Source organism: Dietzia sp. NPDC055877 (genome assembly GCF_053615975.1).
In genome coordinates, this window is record NZ_JBSHCV010000031.1 from 1 (window position 1) to 16,434 (window position 16,434).

Consider the following 16,434-nt stretch of genomic DNA (forward strand, 5'->3'; position numbering starts at 1 on the left):
TCACTGCGCCTGACTAGACGCCGATCCGAATCCCACCACCCAACGGGGCACTATCCCACTAAACTCCATTTCAAGACGATAACGGACGAGACGATACTAAATGGCACTCCCGCAAACCCTCTTCCAAGTAATCGCGGTCTTGCTGCTCGTGGTCCCGGGAATAGTGTTCACCGCCGTCAGGAGGTATCTGCGCGGGCCAGGTCCGGACGAGAAGGACTTCAGCGTGCGTTTAGTGCACGCAGTTGCGGCAAGCGTAATTTTTGATTGCGTCTACCTAATATTGGCTGGCCCCTGGCTCGTGTCACAGCTCGCTATGACGGGAGTCGCGAGTGAGCCTGCTTGGATTGAGAATCCGCGATCGGTTGGAGCGACTGTTTTAGGCTTGGCGATTGTAGTCCCCGCCGTCATTGCGGGCCTTTTCCACGTTAGGATTCGAAAAAAGCGACAGCCTTTTGGGTTAGCCGAACGTAGACATCCCACACCGACTGCATGGGACTATGCTGCGCCTGCTCAAGCAGGTTGCTTTGTTCGCGTTTTCACAGGCGATGGCAAATGGCTAGGAGGTTATATGCCAGAGGGGGAGGGATTCGTTTCCATGTACCCTGAACCACGGGATATATTTATTCCGAGACAGTGGAATATGTCTCCGACCGGGGAGTTCACCTCGGAGATCGAAGGAACATTGGGAATCTACGTCCCGTTGGTTGGGTCCGAAAGGGTTGAGTGGGTAAAGCCAAGCTCCGGTTCGGCCAACACGGCAGGGGGCTTCCGAAGGGTGCTGGAGCTCGTCACCTTCCCGTCGCTTGGCCGCTGCCGCCGCGCGGAGGTGGAGGGGTAGGTGCCGAGGGCTTCGGTTCCGGGCGGGACTGCGGCTGGGCGCCGTGTGTTCCACTTCGTGCATCCGATCGGGGCACAGCGCCGCCGGTGACAGACCTTGGGGGACGATTCCGCGAATCAGACATTTTCGTCCTCTCAGCCCTTGCTTGAGCGGGGATCTCGGCTCCGCGGGTAAGTATTGCGTTCGCCTATCTTCCCATCCTGCTTGTGCACAAGATGCTCTACGCCTCGTTCGATCGCCATCTCGCGTCCCTTCGCCTGAGCTTCAGCCTTGGTAGGTGCGCTGTTTGAAGCGCGCGAGTTGCCTTCGGCTTTGTTAACCCACTTCTCGCCCTGTTTGCTCGTATGTATATCGCCCTTGGCCATGCCTGCTCCTAAGCTCGGGGTGAACAGGAGCTTATTGTATCCCTGTGAGGGCGAAGCGTGCGGGCACTCGGCACGCCGACTTGCGATTGCCGAGCTTCTCGCATTCGAAAGTAGCGCTGAGAAGACAGCTCGTGCGGCGGCAAGAGGTGCTTAATCCATGCAGATGGGCGCCTCGCAACTTGCGCGATGAACCAGTGCTTGTCATAACGTCTGGCTATCGGCGTTCGATCTGTACGGGGGGTCGACAGACGTTCTGAGTTTGGGAGGGCCGGTTTAGCGGGTGAGGGCTTCTCCGGCGCCACGAAGGAATTGGCCTGACATCGCGACGGCGGGTCCTGAGCTGTCGGCGCCTTCGATGAATGCGCAGAATGCGATGTCGTGGACGATTCCCGCGAACCACCCGTGGGCTGGTCCGTTTCCGGTTTCGGCGGTGCCGGTTTTGCCGCCGAGGTCTTCGATGTCGGCCAGGCTGCTGGCGGAGCCGCTGGTGACGGTTTCGCGCATCATCGTCCGGAGTGCGGCGACGGTTTCTGCTGGGAGAGGGTCGGGTGTCTGGTCGGAGGTTGTGTGTTCGTCTTGGATGAGGGTCGGCAGGACCATTTGTCCGTTGTTGGCGAGTGAGGCTTCCATGACTGCGATGCCGAATGGGCTTGCCGTGACGGTGCCTTGTCCGATGGCCGCTTCGACGCGTGCTGCTCCGCCGGTGGTCACTGGTACTTGTCCGGTGACGGTGGTTAGTGCGGGCGCGTGGAAGTCGACACCGAACCCGAGTCGCGCGGCGGTGTCGCGCATCGCCTCGGGGCTGAGTTGGACCGCGAGTGCCCCTTGGGTGGTGTTGCACGATTGGGCGAATGCCGTGTGTAGCGGGACGGTGCCGAGATCGAACTCGTTGTCGTTGGGGATGGACCGTCCCTCGATGGTGGCCCGGGAGGGGCAGGCAAGGGGAGTGTCGACTGTGGCCAGGCCGGCGTCGAGGGCCGCTGCTGTCGTCACTGTCTTGAAGGTGGATCCGGGCGGGTAGAGGCCGGTCAACGAGATGGGTCCTTGGGCGTCGGCAGCGGGGTTTTGAGCGACGGCCAGGACCCCGCCAGTGGTCGGTTCGATTGCGACGATCGTTGCTGGGGCGTCTTGGGCGTCGACGGCGTTTTGCGCGGCTGCCTGGAGGGCGACGTCGATGGTGGTTCCGATGTTGCGCAGGCTCTCGGGTTCGCGTCCGCCGAGTTCGAAGGTGCCCGAAGGGTTGATGACTTGCAGAGCCCATCCAGCGCCAGCGGTGAGGCGCTCGTTCCAGTAGTCGGGCAGGCCGGCGAAGGCCGGGGAGTGAATCCTAGGGTCGGAGGTGACGAGTCGACCTTGTTCGGTGAGGCTGATCCCGGGGACAGTCTCCAGCATGCCCCGAATCGGCTCAATGTCTTCTTGGCGAAGCGAGACCACGGTGTAGTCGGTACCGGGTGCGGCGGCCATCCCGGTTCGGATCGTCTCCGCCGTGATAGATGGTTCGATTTCGTTCAGCAGGGATGCGACTTGCGCTGCCGAGGCGCGGGAATCGGGGGCCAGTGAGACCATTGTGACCGGGGCCCAGCCCATGATTCGGATGTCGTTTCGGTCGACGATGGGCGCGGTGTACTTCTTGGTGTCCGAGTAGCCAAGGTAGCCGCCGGTAGTCGCGCGAGAGTCGAGAATGGATGGTGACCACGCCACCGTGTCGCCGGGTGCGAACGTGACGAGTCCTGTGCTGGTGGCGGTGTCGCCGGAAGGTACCCGCCATTGCAGTTGGAGTTCGTGTCGCGTGGTGACCGAGTCGCCGATGTCGGGGACGCGGGCGGAGATCTGCGTGGTGCCAATCCCGTCGAAGGTGCGTTGCAGGTCAGTGGCCGCAATCTCCGGTGCAGAGGTGAACGCTGCGGCCGCGACGGCGTCCTTGCGCTGGAGGGCGTCAACGAACCCGTCGAGGTTCTCCTGACGCGGATCCGAGAACAACAGGCCGCAGGACGCCAAGGGGAGTGTGGCGGTCAGGATCACGGCGAGCGTCGAGCGGCGCAAACGGTGCATGCGATTAGGAAAGCCGTCGGGTTGCTGACCTGTCCAAGTGCCGCGTTCGCCGCCCGTGATTGGCGGACGTTATCGCTACAGCTGAGCGCCGGTTCGTATCTCGTTGACGAGGAGCCGCGCGATACGCCCGATGGAGGCGTCCACTATGGGCAGCGCCGCGTCGGCGCGGGCTGCCCGGGTTACAACGCACACGACGACCGGTGGCTCACCGTCTGGTTGGACGACAGCGGTCTCGGCGCGGATCCGGCCAATGGTGCCGGTTTTGCCGGCGACCGCTGTCGATGCCAAAGGGAACCCGCTTGCGATGCGGTGCGGCCAGATCTGCTGGCCTAGGACCTCCCGCATGAACGCGCACTGCTGGGGGTCGGAGGCGGTGTTCGTCCAGATTGCGCGCATCAGCTGGCATAGCGCTCGGGCAGTGCTGTGCGAGACGTACGCGGGGTCGTAGGCGTGGACCTGGTCGGTGGCGGGGTCGGTTGCCAGCAGGTGGGCAGCGTCCTGCCAGTCGCGTGCGCCGAGTTCGGAGATCGTCAGCTGTTGCTGGGCTCTCACACTTCCGCGGATCACCGTGGCCTCGAGGCTGAGGGCCAAGAGGGTCTCGTCGAGGGCGCCCGCGGGTAGGAGGCGTTGCACTGCTTCGGCGGCGGTGTTGTCTGAGACCGTAATCATCATGCGCACGAGATCGCGGATCGAGACCTCGACGTCGTCGGCGAAGAGGGCGAAGCCGGTCGGCCCCGGCGTGTGCTCATTGGGGGTGATGGTGACCCGTTGTGTCAGGTCCAGAGTGCCGGCGGCTGCCGCGCGGCAGGCCGCCACCATGAGGTGCAGCTTGTACATCGAGGCCACCACCACCGGAACGTCCTGGCCGATACCCAGACCGGTGCCGGGCCGGTCGATGAGCTCGGCGTAGCACCACCCGTCGCAACCGGCGAAGGCTAGCTCGGCACGGACTAGATCGAGCGTGGTCACGGGGTGGGGCCCCCAGTCACCGTGCGGCACACCCTGGCCAGCCCCCTGTCAACGAGGGACCTGATGTCGTGGCCGTCGGGGGTGCGTTGCCGGTCCGGGTGGACGAGGGCGCGAAAGCGGTGGTCGAAGCGGCCGGGCAGGTCCAGCAATTGCACGCCGTCGATCGTGGGGCTGAAGGCATCCACGACCGCGAACGCTGAACCGGCAGCGACCTGGGTCAGGACGTCCGAGCTGGTGGGGGCCTCCACCGGCCGTGGGTCGATGCCTGCCTCTTTGAGGAGGTCAATCAGCAGGTCCCAAGCCGCCGGTCCGGTGGCTCGTGGTGTCACGGCCAGATCCAAATGCCGAAGTTCTTGCCGGGGGATACGCGCCCGCGGATCGGAGATCATGCCCTCCGGTACGGCCAGTCGGCGTGGAAGTCGGTGCATCACCCCGCGCACGAGATCCCCGGCGGGGCTCGGATCTTCCAACACCGCCACATCGAGCTCGCCGTTCTCGACTCGCGCCACCAACTCGGGTCCTTGCCCGCGGGCCACAGTCACCGACTCGACCTGGGAGCGCATCGACGTCACGGCGGCGGCACTGAGATGAGCCGGGGTGGTGGCAGACGCGCCGACGGCGAACGTCAACCCTCGGCTAGCGAGTTCTCCAGCGGCTGCCTCGAAATGCGCGGCGTCGCGGACCAGAGTGCGGGCCAGCGGGAGCAGATGACGACCCGCAGAGGTGACTACCGCGCCGTCGCGTGTCCGGTCCAGCAATCGCACCCCGAGATGGCCCTCCAGGCGTTGCAGTCCCTGAGACACCGTCGGTTGGGTAGTGCCCAGTCGGTCGGCCGCCGCGCCGAAATGACGCTCTTCGGCGACCGCGAGAAAGAGCGCGCACAGGCGCGTGAGGTCAACACGCGACGAAGAACCAGAGCGAGACGACATGGGCACATTCTGCCCGACACGACCCCCCCGTCACGTGCCCCGATTGAGGACTCCTATCCACTACCGGGCACAGCGAGATTAGACTGCCGCCGCCCCCCGCGGGCACTGTGGCGACCGACAGCACCGCCCCCGACTCGGTGGCGACGCGTGGCCCGCTGACCGGAGGGGAGAGGGATGTCTCCGCTTATCACCGCGCGCGTACTGGCGATCGCCTCTGTCCTGGCCTGTTTGGCCGTGCTGACCACCGTCGCCGTACACAGTGCGGGTCTGTGCCAAGAGCCGGCCTGGCTGTTCGGCTGCAACGACACCCCCTTTGAGGGCCTGTGGCGAACGGCGCGTATTCGATATCGCGCCATCGGATGCGGGGCGCTGGTGCTCGGGGCACTGGCCTGGCTGGCTATTGGTGCAACCCTGCCGAGAAAGGCGCACCGGGCCGGCAACGCGCCCGGTGGATTCTTCGGATCTGGGGGCGCTTACGCGACGGCCACCGCCCTAGGCCCCATCACGGCGCTGGCCGCGGCCTCGCGCCAAACCTTCACCGGAGCGCTGGCAGCCGCGGCATGGTGCGCCGTCGTCGCCGCAGTCCTGATCTGGTGGTCCCTGAGCCTGAGCACAGGCAGGCAGCGCCACGCGTGGTTCGCAGCCGCCCTCGTGGTCGCCACCGTATTAATCACCGGAGCACTAGCAACTGCACTGCTGTGGCCATCCCTTTTCTTCGTGGGAGCCATAGTGGCTATCTTCGCGGGCAACATCGCCGGCGCCATGACGGTATACCTGTTCCTCTCCAGGTCCCACGCTGCTGCGATCAGTAGAGATGAGCAGGTAGAGACCGCCGCCGGCACGCCTCACCGGGCGCGCTGGTGCGCCGTGTTGGCAGCCGGCCTGCTCGCGATCGGCGTGGCTGCGGCTTACGCTGCCACACCCGTCCCGGCCCCACCGGCCGATGCTGTGGCCCGCACGGGCCCTGCCCCGGAGGCGATACCCGAGAACACGCCCAAGCCGCAGCCCCTCCCCGCGCCCGGGTCGCAAGAACAACCGGTACCGTCCCTGCCCACGGCCGGGCTCCCCCCATGCGGTCCCGCCACCATCACCGTCGCCCTCACCGGCTGGGAGTTTGCCAGCGGCGACTCGGCAGCCACGCTCGTAGCGCACAACGTCGGGCAAAGCGCGTGCGCGCTGCGCGGCCACCCGTCACTCCATATCACCCAAGGCGGACAGGATCTCAACATTCGTCACCGCTCACTTGAGGCGTACCGGCTTCCGGTTACGCCCCCAGCACATGGCCTCGGGCTCATGCCAGAAGAGCGGGCAGAAGCAACTGTGTTCTGGCGTGGCTACCGCGATGCGGCCGACCCCACGACCCCACAACGCGTCGAAGTTATCTTGTTCGACGGCGCCGACCCCATCCCAGCGCGGATCGAAACCGACGAGGGTAGCACCATCGGGCCCGCCCCGTTCGACGTAGTCGCGGCAGCCGAAATTGAAACAGGTCCATGGACTCCGGCCCAATGACACCCAGCATCGAGCAGGCCAGCCGTTCGACCATCCACTGGGATCCGACCTTGCAGTTCGACCCTGAACCTCCCCCAAGCCGCCGAGCAACTGCGGGCCAGCGTGGTGCCGCCCGGATTGCGTGGTCTCGCTACAGCACCACCACGAAAGCCACATCCTCCGTTAACAGAGTCACTGACAGGACTGGTTGAATTTGCGGTGGTCAATTCCCTCTTCCAAATTTGACGCAACTGCGATAACTGAGCGAGGTGCACCGACCGGAGTCCGGAGCGGGGACGTCTGTCTCGCAAAACTGTAGGTAGAAGAGACGGCAAGGCCGGTCGTGTCGTCCGTTTGGCGCCGACCGTGGACACGCCGACGGATGCTGCTATGTTCTCGTTCATGGGCAATTTGATTTGCGGGTTCGCTGCGGCGTACTCGCTTGCTGTTCGCGACCGCCGCGCCTGACGGCGCTCTTCGCTGAACGCTTTAGCGCGTCGTCCGTCCGAGAGACCTCATGCGTCTCGGAACGGCACCTTTGCGTACCCACTTTCTCGGTCTTTGACCTGCCTGTTCTCGAGGCGCTCCCGTTCAATTCTTGGAGCGCGATCATGCCCCGTTCAACCCATGGCGGCCGACACGAACTTGGCCAGAACTTTCTCGTTCATGGCCCCACCCTCGAAAAGATTGCCGCAATCGTCGCAGCTACGCAGGGGCCGATTCTTGAAATCGGTTCCGGCAGTGGCGCACTTACTCGGCACCTGGCACGCCTTCAGAGGCCGCTTACCGCGATCGACATCGACGAGCACCGGGTCGCTAAGCTGCGCCAGCGCATGCCCGGTGTGGCGGTCAAACAGGCCGACGTCCTCGCTTACCCGCTCACGACCCCGGTAATCGTTGGAAACGTTCCGTTCCACATCACGACGCCGATCCTGCGCCGGCTGCTCACCACCGGGACGTGGCAGCAGGCTGTGCTGCTCACCCAATGGGAAGTGGCTCGCAGACGTGCCGGCGTCGGGGGCTCCACATTGCTGACTGCTCAGACCGCACCCTGGTTCACTTTCGCCTTGCACGGACGCGTGCCATCCACGGCCTTCCATCCGAGGCCAGGCGTGGACGGCGGCATTATCCACATCATCCGCCGCCCCACTCCGTTGGTTCCCGTTGTGAAACGACAAGCGTACGAGCGGTTCGTGCGCGCGATATTCACCGGCCGCGGAGGAAGCCTTGAGCGCATCGTGCAGCAGGCCACACAAGCGCCGCGCAACCACATCCGAGACACGCTGAGGAAAGCAGAAATCAACTCGCGAGCCCTTCCACGTGATCTTCGCCCCGAGCAATGGGCAGCACTTTGGGGCGACCTGTGCCGATGACTTCAGTCCTCTGTCGCGAATGATCCTGCTCAACGCAACTCGCTGGCGCGACATATCTACGGGACGACCGGACTGGCTCGGAGCCTTCCGATCATGCCCCTCTAGCTGCGTCGTAATGGAGGATCGTCAAATGCGACACATGAGATTGGGGAGATTCACCGATGGATGGGATGACTGTAGTTGTTGCTGGCGTGGGGGCGGTGAGCGTCACGGCACCGCTCGCATGGATGGTGGCGAGGGAGTTGGCGGGTGACCTCAGTAGTCCCACGTTTAAAGAGCTGCGTCGAGTCCTCGGGGCCGTCGGCGTCGGGATCTTCCTGGTAATCGTGTCGATTGCGCGCCATCAAGTGTGGACAATCGCCGTTCCCTTGATGGTGGCCGCCATCGCCGGCATCTCGGTGGGGGCTGCGGTGGGATGGATGACGCAAGCTCCGGAGGACCGCGACCGGCGCTAGGTGTGATGTCCAGGGACGTTGTTGAGTCGGTCGAAGGGTACGCCGCCAATCGCAGAGTGGTGTCGGTGGTGGTTGTAGAAGTGGAGCCAGCCGGGCAGCGCCAGGCGTCGTTCGGCCTCTGAACCGTAAAACCTGGCATAGGCCCAGCCGTCCCCGAGCGTGCGGTGGAATCGCTCGATCTTCCCGTTCGTCTGCGGCCGGTAGGGGCGTGTCCGCTTGTGTCGGATGCCGAGCCGAGCGCAGAAGTCCCTCCATGCGTGGGATCTGTATGCCGACCCGTTGTCGGATAGGACTCGCTCGACGGTCACGCCTCGTTCGGCGAACCAGGCCACGGCGCGTTCGAGAACTCCCACCGCTGTGCTCGCCTGCTCATCCGACCAGATTTCTGCGTATGCGACGCGGGAGTGGTCATCGATGACTGTGTGAACGAACGCCGTCCCGGTGCGCGGCTTGTGATCTTTTCCTCGTGGTAATCCCGGAGTCGCGAGCTTGTTCCGTGCGCCTTGCTGCCGACCTACGTAACGATGTCCACCGCCGTCGGGGATGTTGCCGAACTTCGTGACATCGACATGAATCAACGATCCCGGATGAGGATGCTCATATCGCCGCAATGGCTCGCCAGTGACACGATCGATATGCGAGAGGCGGTTCACGCGGCAACGGACGAGGACCGCGTGAACAGTCGACGTCGAGAGACCAAGTCGCGCAGCGATCTGGGCTGGCCCCAGTCGAAGCCGCCAGCGCAGGTTGATGATCTTCTTCTTGACATGCTCGGGCGTCCTGCCTGGGATCCGGTGCGGCTTGCTGGAGCGATCCTGCATCCCAAACTCACCCTCTTCCCGGTAGCGGCCTGCCCATTTCCGGGCAGTGATCGGGGAGACCATGAACATCTTTGCGGCGATCGTGGCCGGATAGCCGTCTTCGACAATCAGCCGAGCTAACCGGAGACGGGCACGAGGAGTGAGAAGAGCGTTCGGATGGGTCATCAATTGGCCTCCGCCGCGGTCTTCGTAAGCGCGCGTCTGGTGAGAAGCATGATGACGAGAGCGATCGCTGTCAGCACCGAAGCGACCCAAACCGGCGCGAGCAGCCCCAGCCCGGTCGCGAGCCCGAGCGCACCAAGCACGGGCCCCGCTGCAGCTCCGATATTCAATGCTGCGGTTGCGTACGAACCGCCCATCGTTGGCGCACCCGATGCTGCATACAGCACACGCGTGATCAGAGTACTGCCGACGCCGAACGACAGGAATCCCTGAACGAGGACGAGGACGATAAGCGCAACGGGATGAGATGCGACCACTGCCAACACGATCCAGCCTGTCAGCAATAGCGGTCCGCCGACTGCGAGCACGAGGCCAGGTCGTTGATCTGATAGTCGTCCTGCGATCGTGACGCCAAGGAACGATCCGATGCCGAACATCACCAGCGCGACGGACACCCACGCTTCGGCCAAGCCCGCGGTCTCGGTCACGATGGGTGCCAGGAAGGTGAATGCCGCAAAGGTCCCTCCGTTGATCAGCGCTCCGAGTGCCATGGCCAGGATGAGCCGCGGCGTCGCCAACTGGCTGAGCTCGACACGGAGCCTTGGTGAGGTCGCGCTAGTCTCGCTCCGACCAACATTGTTCGTGACGCCACGAATGACTCCAACGGCCGCGGGAATACAGAGGATGGCGATCGCCCAGAACGTCGTTCGCCAGCCCAGCGCTGTGCCGAGCAGTGCCCCGGCGGGGACGCCCACGACGGTTGCGATCGTCGTGCCGGAGAGCAGGATCGACAGTGCACGCCCCTTCTGGTTCGCTGGCACGAGGGTAGTGGCCGTGCTCAGTGCTACGGCGAGGAATCCTGCGTTTGCGAGAGCGCTGAGCACCCGGGTGATGAGCAGGAGAGAGAACACTGGTGTCATCGCTCCGATGACGTGGCTTCCCGCGAACACGAGAAGGCAAACGATCAATGTGAGCCGCGGTGGCCAACGGCGAGCGAATGCCGCCATCACTGGCGCGCCGACGACCATACCGACTGCGAATGCGGAGGTCAGCAGGCCCGCAGTGCCGACCGAGACGTCAAGTTCGGTCGCGATCGCGGGGAGCAATCCCGCGAGCATGAATTCTGAAGTGCCCATGACGAAGACCGCCAGGGCAAGCATGTAAAGGGCAAAAGGCATCGAGTACTCCGAGGTGTGAGATCAAGAAATGGTTCTTCTTGTCACCACGGCCAGCGCCCCGGGTACGCCAGACATACGCCCACACAGATCGTGGGCGTCGTAACTAGTGGTTCAAGGGGCTGGCGGTGTGACCGACAACCCCTGACCTGTCTGATTCGGGACTCGACATGCCCCAAACTCTAACATGCCTTCAATGGCAAGCGGTCTGGACAGATACTTCTTGAATCGGCACGGTGTCATTACGGGCGGGGGCCAGAACAACGTCCCTGGACATCACAGCTAGGTGCTCGTAACGGGGCCCCAGCGAGGATCGCCTGGCAGAGATTGTGCGAGTGGATGAGCTGGGCAGTGCGAGCGCTTTACCTTCGCGATCAGCGTCTCTCAATGCCAAGGAAATGAGAGCCGCGAGGAGCGTCCAGGTATTGCGGTACTCGTGCGGTACTGCGATACTGGGTCAATGGAACTGGATCCGAATGAACTGGCCCACCGTCGCCGAGATGCACGACACCTCCTGGAGCACCTTCGATTCGTTGAGGAAAACTTCGTCGAGCCAGACCTTGTAAAGACCGCGCTGCTGGGCGGTCTCAGTCAGTCGGAAACGGCGAAGTTGCTGGGCATGAGCAAACGCACTGTCAATCAGCACGCCAGGCGGCCGTACGCGCAGTACGCCATCTTGCGGGACGAGCGCTCCGATGAACGCAGGAGCCTCGATCGGGCGTTCCTGGCGTATGTCTGGGGTTCGGATGCCGCTGCCCAGGCCGCAACCGAGCGGTCGATCCAGTACGACCGCGAGCGACTCGACGTCGAGCCTGCTTAACCCTTCGGTAGCACGGTCTTTCCAGCGTCTCAGGTCGGTCGGAGAAGGAGTCGAACGGGCGGCCGCAAATGTCCGACTAAGAGGCGATAGTGAGCCTCCAGCACCGACAGACGAAGGAGAGACCGTGACGCGCAGGCCGTACTTCATCTCTCTGGGAGAGATCGATGAGGGCGATCTACTCGATCTGGAGGGACATCAGTACCTAGTCATCGACCACAACCCCGACGATGACCTCATAACAATCCAAACCGATGAAGAAATCAGAGCTCACGGACTGGCCACGATTAGGAAGACCATCCTCGCTAGCCGCATCGAAGACGGAGAGATTGTCTCGCTCTCGCTGGCGCTAGAGGTGGGAGGGACGAGGCGGGTGTGCTCCAGTACAAGTGTGCGTCGAGAGCACGAAATCTGGGAAAGGCTGCGAATGAACCGCGAGGAACTGATCGCTGACATGCTGAACCGTTCTGGCCGGCAGGAGGAAGCGCTGTCACGGGCCGTCAAGCGGGCCCGAGAAGCGAAGGTCAACGGCGGCGAGCCTGACGCTGCGTGGGCGATGGGGGAGAAGCTCATGACGGCGCTGGTGTTCCAGAGTGAGCACCAGCTCGAGGCACTGGGCTACTCGGAAGCCGACGCGATTGATCGTCTTAGATACGACTTCGCAGTTTCAGCCGAGGAGTTCCCGAGCGTGCTCGAAGAGATCCGGTCGGAACTGTAAACAAGGAGGGCACCATGTGGGATCCGCAGACCGCAATCCAGGCCGTGGCGGTCGTCGCGGTGGCATCACTCCTGGTTCCACCGCTGGCACGCGGTCTCGGCGGCATCTGTGCCGTAATCGGGTTCTGTGGCGTAATGCAGTCGAGCTCCTGGGCGCCGACCGTGATGGCCTTGGGACTGGTGGCGTGGTTCGTCGGCCACTGGTCGTTCGCGGTCCGAAATGATGTGCATTACCGGTCGCGTCTGGCGCTACTGGTGATCGACAAGACGCCGCTGCGGTGGACGATTCCGCGCTACTGGCATTTGCGCCGCCAGCGACGCCTGGCGCCCGCCCGCTGACACTTCTCAACCCAACCGATACGACTATGGCCCCACCAATCGGTGGGGCCATAGTCGTAGGCGTTTGTGAGTGAGTCTAGAACAGTGGGGGCTCGGAGAGTGGTGCGGTGTTGCCGCAGGCGCGAGCGTAGGCGAGTGGGTCCCAGCCGCTCGCCACAGCGTCACGCACGGCGAGGGACCGGGCGTGGCGGTCGTGTCTCTCGGCGGCGCTGCGGATGATTCCGGTGCGTCCGCAAGCGACGGCATAGAGAAGGTTGGCGGATTGGGTTGAGGCGATCAGGTGGTCCGGGTCAACGCGCACACAGAGGGGTTCGTTGCAGCGGTGCTCACCGATCGTGTCGGCGTTCAGCTGGCCGGCGACCAAGAGGGCGAAGCGGTGCGCGTACTCGGTCCTGCTGACGCCGTCACGTCTCCAGGAGATGACTGGTAATCGGTAGGTATTCGGAGGTTGCGCTATATGCGCGACTAGCTCGGTCGAGCATGCGGGTCGCCGGCGCTCTCACCACCAGTAGGAGGGGTAGTCCTCCCGCCCGCGCACGGAGCGGACGAGTCCAAAGAGTACGAGCACGGCGGCCGCGAACCCAGCGCAGACTATGTATGAGAGACGCCCGTCGGTTGTCAACGTTCCGATCACAGCGGTGGCGGCCGCAGGAGAGTGGGATGTTCGTGTCAGAAGCATTGCGCCCAGGGCGAGGCCCCCGGCGAGGGCGGCAGCCCACAGTGAGTGACTGAGCAGCCCTATCGTGATTCCTACAGTTGCGGAGACCAGTTGACCGCCGATGACGTGCCGCGGCTGTGACAGGGGAAGCGTGGGCGCGCCGGCGATCAGCGCCATGCTTGCGGCCATTGGTGGAATGAGTAGAGCGTGGCCGGAGATCAGCCCTAAACCAACGAGGGCGGCCAAGGCTGCGCATGAGGTCACCGTGGCAGCCAGCAACGTGCGGGCGGCGGGCCGAGCCGGGGCGCTACTCGCCAGAGGTGGCCTCGTCTTGAGGGTCATACGGGCTCCTTCACGTTCTGGAGAACGATCGTTCTCACCTTGATTGGTACTGTAGAGAACGGTCGTTCTCGCTGCAACTTGGAAGGTTTGGTCGACTGCTATGACTGCTATGACTGCTCAGCTCGAGGCTGACCAACTGCTGGACGCGGCCGAAGAGCTCTTTTACGAGAGTGGGTATCAAGCTGTCGGCATGGATGCGCTGCGAGAGGCCTCAGGCCTGTCCCTCAAGCGCATCTACTCGTTGTTCAAGGGCAAAGACGCGATCGCGGTAGCGATGCTGGATCGCCGCGATGAACGATGGCACGCTTCGCTTGCTGAGCGCGTCGACCTGGAGGAAGGGGCGGAGAGTCGTGTTCTGGCGATATTTGATTGGCTCTCGGGGTGGCTTGCCGGCCCCGGTCATCGTGGGTGCGCCTGGATCAATGCGTACGGGGAACTCGGCGGCACATCTTTGGAGGTGGCGAACGCTGTGCGGCGCCACAAGGCGCGACTGCGGGCGTACGTAAATGAGCTGGCCTTAGAGGCTCATGTATCGGAGGCCGCTGCGGGAATCTTCCTACTGATCGAAGGATGCATGGTGACCGCTGGCATCGAGGGCCGTGTCGATGCCACCGCGCAAGCAAAGAGTGCAGCGCGCCAATTATTGCGAGGTTATTCCTGAAAGGCCACTACAGTCGCCAGTGCTGATCCGCGATGATGGTCTTCTAGATGCGAGATTCACTGAGGTCGTCTGATCCGAGGTCAGGACAGCTATAGATCGCCCGCTCACCACAGTGCCCACGGTTGCCCGGCAACCGCCGCTGCCCGGATGAGTTCTTCGATCACTTCTGGTGGCGCGTTCTGGCGGAGGGCCTCACTGACGGTGTCGGCGATGGCGCGGGAGAGACCGGCGGGCCCGCGGGTGTCGGCCAGGGGGCTGCTATGGCTGTGTCGTCGTGCGAGGTATTCGGTGCGGTTGTCGGTGGCGGTGCCTAGGCGTAGGTGGTGGGGGTTGGTGCAGCCGGCGTAGTCGCAGCGGTGGCAAAGGATGGGGTCGGTCAGGGCGCTCCAGCCGAGGCGGTCGATGATGCCGTGTTCGAGTTGGTAGGCGTACAGGTGCGCGGGGACGGTTCCGCGGCGGGAGAGTCCGGGCAGGCTGGCGGCGCGGAAGGAGCCGTGGCCGGTGGAGGAGATTGCGCCGATCCAGGGCCAGCACTGATCGGTGCTGCGGCGGTAGCGCTTGTTCTCGAACCGCTGCCGGGTCGCGGGGTCTGTGAGCCAGTCCCGCCACAACGCCGCAGGGGTGCGCGCGGGTCGCGGTTCGCCGAGCAGGGACAGCTGCTGGGTATCGGTTCCTGCGGGTCGAGGGAATAGAGCGGCGGTCATTGAGGGCCTCGAGGGGTGTCGGGGAGCTGTTACCGGGTGGGGTGAGGATAGGTGTCGACTCCGACATCAGTCGTGCTCCTCGAGGCGTGCGGCGAGGTAGACGCCCTGGTCGCGGGCCGCTAGAGCTGTCCAGCGCAGGGCGGCGGTGATAGACAGGCCGAGCAGGTCGGCAAGGACGGAGGCGGGCAGGTCGGAGGCCAGGGCCAGCAGGGCGCCGCCGCGGGCGGCGCGGGCATCGAGGCCGAGGTCGCGGCCCAGAAGCTGGGCCAGGCGGCTGGGGTGCAGGTGGGCTGCGTTGCGGCCGGGGAAGAGCCAGATCGGGACACCTGGTGGGCAGGGGTCGTCGATGGGTGCCGGTTGTGCTGCGAGGTCGATGATGAGGGTGGCCAGGGCTGGTGGCAGCAGGACTGGGTGGTCGCCAAATGTCAGGTAGGTGTCGTTGCCTGTGGTGGTGATGTCCTCGGCGCGTAGCGCGGCGATGCGGGTGAGGTTTTGTCCGAATAGCAGGACCACTGCGCCGGAGACTCGCACGCGCAGGTCAAGGGAAGCGTTGGTGAGGCACCGGCGCAGGAGCTGCCACCGGGTGTCTTCGTCGAGGATGTGCCCGGGAAGTCCTTCGGTGCCCAGCCACGGCACGTGGAGGTCTGTGGTGAGCCCGCGTCCAGAGGTCCAGGTCAGGAAGTCGCGGAGCCGGCGGCGGGTGGTGGCGCCTTGATCGATCCAGGAGTCGACGTCGTACTGGGTTGCCTGGGCGAGGTCGGTGCCGCGGTCCTGGAGCCAGTGCAGGAAGTCGGCGGCGCATCGGATGCGGGTTCGCGCGTATTTACCTGCGGAGGGGCTGTTACTGCGGGCGCGGCGCAGTCGGTGGGTGATGTGCCAGGTGGCGTAGGGCTGAAGTACGACGGCGATCGGTGGGGGTTGGTCAGCCAGCAGCGCGTCGATCCATAGGTTGAGTCCGTCGAGGATGTCTTCTCGTGGGGGCAGAACCTCCAGAGCTATCAGTAGTCGCCGAAGGTGGTGGGTGCGGGTGTTCTGAGGCTTGCGGTCCAGGCTTGCGTGGGTCAGGGGTTCATCCTCGGCGATGAGGTTGGTGAGCAGGATGAACCAACTGTGGCGGCTGGCGAGCAGTAATGCGGTGCGCTGCGGTGGGTAGGTCTTGAGTAGCAGGTCTCGGATGGAGTCGGTTTGAGCGCGTAGGTGCGGATGGGTGCACTGCAGAGCGTGGTTGACTTGGGCGGTGTTGCGGCAGTCGAGGCAGTCGGTGGCGGTGACCAGTAGGTCGATGGTTCCGCAGGAGCGGCAGTACCAGTTCCTGTGCTCGCCAGAGCACGGGCCGCAGAGCGGGTGTCCATGTGCGTCGAGTCCGGCCTGGGGGCGTTGGTGACCGCAGGAGGTGCAGGTGATGGGGTTCTCGCGCAGCTGGTGGCAGCAGGGGTCACACACTGGCCCGAGCGGCAGGGTGATGCGCACTGATCGGGTCAGACCGCACACGGTGCAGCGCTCTTTGGTTGTGGACCGTTCCCGTCTTGGTGGACACTCCGAGATGAGCGGTGAGTTCCCCCGAGA

General features: G+C 64.2%; 18 protein-coding genes. 8 read left to right on the plus strand and 10 right to left on the minus strand.

From position 1 onward, the window contains the following. Positions 1-100: 100 nt before the first annotated feature. Positions 101-838, plus strand: coding sequence for a DUF6338 family protein (locus tag ACWGLC_RS17385; RefSeq protein WP_452101044.1), 738 nt, complete (start codon positions 101-103; stop codon positions 836-838). A 134-nt stretch (positions 839-972) separates the two neighbouring features. Here ACWGLC_RS17385 and ACWGLC_RS17390 read toward each other — a convergent pair whose 3' ends face one another. From ACWGLC_RS17390 to ACWGLC_RS17405, 4 genes are all read right to left on the minus strand, one after another. Then, complete coding sequence (locus ACWGLC_RS17390; protein WP_452101045.1) at positions 973-1,203, minus strand: DUF2188 domain-containing protein; 231 nt, start codon at positions 1,201-1,203, stop codon at positions 973-975. Between the two features lie 273 nt (positions 1,204-1,476). After that, complete coding sequence (locus tag ACWGLC_RS17395) at positions 1,477-3,255, minus strand: penicillin-binding transpeptidase domain-containing protein (protein ID WP_452101046.1); 1,779 nt, start codon at positions 3,253-3,255, stop codon at positions 1,477-1,479. Between the two features lie 75 nt (positions 3,256-3,330). Continuing rightward, positions 3,331-4,224: a serine hydrolase gene (locus tag ACWGLC_RS17400; RefSeq protein ID WP_452101047.1), complete on the minus strand. Its 894-nt coding sequence runs from the start codon at positions 4,222-4,224 to the stop codon at positions 3,331-3,333. Further along, positions 4,221-5,153, minus strand: a complete 933-nt coding sequence (locus ACWGLC_RS17405; RefSeq protein WP_452101048.1) for a LysR family transcriptional regulator — start codon at positions 5,151-5,153, stop codon at positions 4,221-4,223. The genes ACWGLC_RS17400 and ACWGLC_RS17405 overlap by 4 nt, the downstream gene beginning before the upstream one ends. 174 nt (positions 5,154-5,327) lie before the next feature. Between ACWGLC_RS17405 and ACWGLC_RS17410 the strand changes: the two genes are divergently transcribed. The 3 genes from ACWGLC_RS17410 to ACWGLC_RS17420 all read left to right on the plus strand — a co-directional run bounded on the left by ACWGLC_RS17410 (position 5,328) and on the right by ACWGLC_RS17420 (position 8,472). Beyond that, positions 5,328-6,665 (plus strand): DUF4232 domain-containing protein, encoded by a 1,338-nt coding sequence (locus tag ACWGLC_RS17410; RefSeq protein ID WP_452101049.1) that lies wholly within the window; start codon positions 5,328-5,330, stop codon positions 6,663-6,665. A gap of 590 nt (positions 6,666-7,255) precedes the next feature. Next, positions 7,256-8,017 carry a 23S ribosomal RNA methyltransferase Erm gene (erm, locus tag ACWGLC_RS17415; RefSeq protein WP_378002118.1) on the plus strand — a complete coding sequence of 254 codons (762 nt, stop codon included), beginning with the start codon at positions 7,256-7,258 and terminating at the stop codon, positions 8,015-8,017. A gap of 200 nt (positions 8,018-8,217) precedes the next feature. After that, positions 8,218-8,472 (plus strand): hypothetical protein, encoded by a 255-nt coding sequence (locus ACWGLC_RS17420; RefSeq protein WP_452101050.1) that lies wholly within the window; start codon positions 8,218-8,220, stop codon positions 8,470-8,472. Here the strand turns inward: ACWGLC_RS17420 and ACWGLC_RS17425 are convergent. The 3 genes from ACWGLC_RS17425 to ACWGLC_RS17435 are packed head-to-tail and all read right to left on the minus strand — an operon-like array spanning position 8,469 to position 10,708. Continuing rightward, positions 8,469-9,458: an IS481-like element IS5564 family transposase gene (locus ACWGLC_RS17425; RefSeq protein ID WP_011113072.1), complete on the minus strand. Its 990-nt coding sequence runs from the start codon at positions 9,456-9,458 to the stop codon at positions 8,469-8,471. The genes ACWGLC_RS17420 and ACWGLC_RS17425 overlap by 4 nt on opposite strands. After that, positions 9,458-10,633 carry a chloramphenicol efflux MFS transporter Cmx gene (gene cmx, locus ACWGLC_RS17430; RefSeq protein ID WP_005297378.1) on the minus strand — a complete coding sequence of 392 codons (1,176 nt, stop codon included), beginning with the start codon at positions 10,631-10,633 and terminating at the stop codon, positions 9,458-9,460. Before cmx ends, ACWGLC_RS17425 begins: the two co-directional genes overlap by 1 nt. A gap of 21 nt (positions 10,634-10,654) precedes the next feature. Further along, a complete protein-coding gene (locus ACWGLC_RS17435) occupies positions 10,655-10,708 on the minus strand; it encodes a chloramphenicol resistance leader peptide (RefSeq protein WP_011113070.1) in 54 nt (17 codons plus the stop codon). 382 nt (positions 10,709-11,090) lie between these two features. On the opposite strand from ACWGLC_RS17435, the gene ACWGLC_RS17440 reads away from it, so the two are divergent. From ACWGLC_RS17440 to ACWGLC_RS17450, 3 genes are all read left to right on the plus strand, one after another. Then, positions 11,091-11,450 (plus strand): hypothetical protein, encoded by a 360-nt coding sequence (locus tag ACWGLC_RS17440; RefSeq protein ID WP_452101051.1) that lies wholly within the window; start codon positions 11,091-11,093, stop codon positions 11,448-11,450. 124 nt (positions 11,451-11,574) lie between these two features. Then, positions 11,575-12,165 carry a hypothetical protein gene (locus tag ACWGLC_RS17445; protein WP_452101052.1) on the plus strand — a complete coding sequence of 197 codons (591 nt, stop codon included), beginning with the start codon at positions 11,575-11,577 and terminating at the stop codon, positions 12,163-12,165. A 14-nt stretch (positions 12,166-12,179) separates the two neighbouring features. Next, on the plus strand, positions 12,180-12,503 hold the full coding sequence (locus tag ACWGLC_RS17450; RefSeq protein ID WP_452101053.1) for a hypothetical protein: 324 nt from the start codon (positions 12,180-12,182) through the stop codon (positions 12,501-12,503). 499 nt (positions 12,504-13,002) lie between these two features. Here the strand turns inward: ACWGLC_RS17450 and ACWGLC_RS17455 are convergent, their stop codons facing one another. Next, the gene (locus ACWGLC_RS17455; protein WP_452101054.1) at positions 13,003-13,503 is read right to left on the minus strand and encodes an HPP family protein; all 501 of its coding nucleotides are present in this window, start codon (positions 13,501-13,503) and stop codon (positions 13,003-13,005) included. A 109-nt stretch (positions 13,504-13,612) separates the two neighbouring features. Between ACWGLC_RS17455 and ACWGLC_RS17460 the strand changes: the two genes are divergently transcribed. Further along, a complete protein-coding gene (locus tag ACWGLC_RS17460) occupies positions 13,613-14,164 on the plus strand; it encodes a TetR/AcrR family transcriptional regulator (protein ID WP_452101055.1) in 552 nt (183 codons plus the stop codon). Between the two features lie 104 nt (positions 14,165-14,268). Here ACWGLC_RS17460 and ACWGLC_RS17465 read toward each other — a convergent pair whose 3' ends face one another. Together ACWGLC_RS17465 and ACWGLC_RS17470 are read right to left on the minus strand one after the other, a co-directional pair. Further along, positions 14,269-14,868, minus strand: a complete 600-nt coding sequence (locus tag ACWGLC_RS17465; RefSeq protein WP_452101056.1) for a hypothetical protein — start codon at positions 14,866-14,868, stop codon at positions 14,269-14,271. A gap of 66 nt (positions 14,869-14,934) precedes the next feature. Further along, entirely contained in the window at positions 14,935-16,311 is a 1,377-nt protein-coding gene (locus ACWGLC_RS17470) for a hypothetical protein (protein ID WP_452101057.1), read from the minus strand. Positions 16,312-16,434 lie beyond the last annotated feature (123 nt).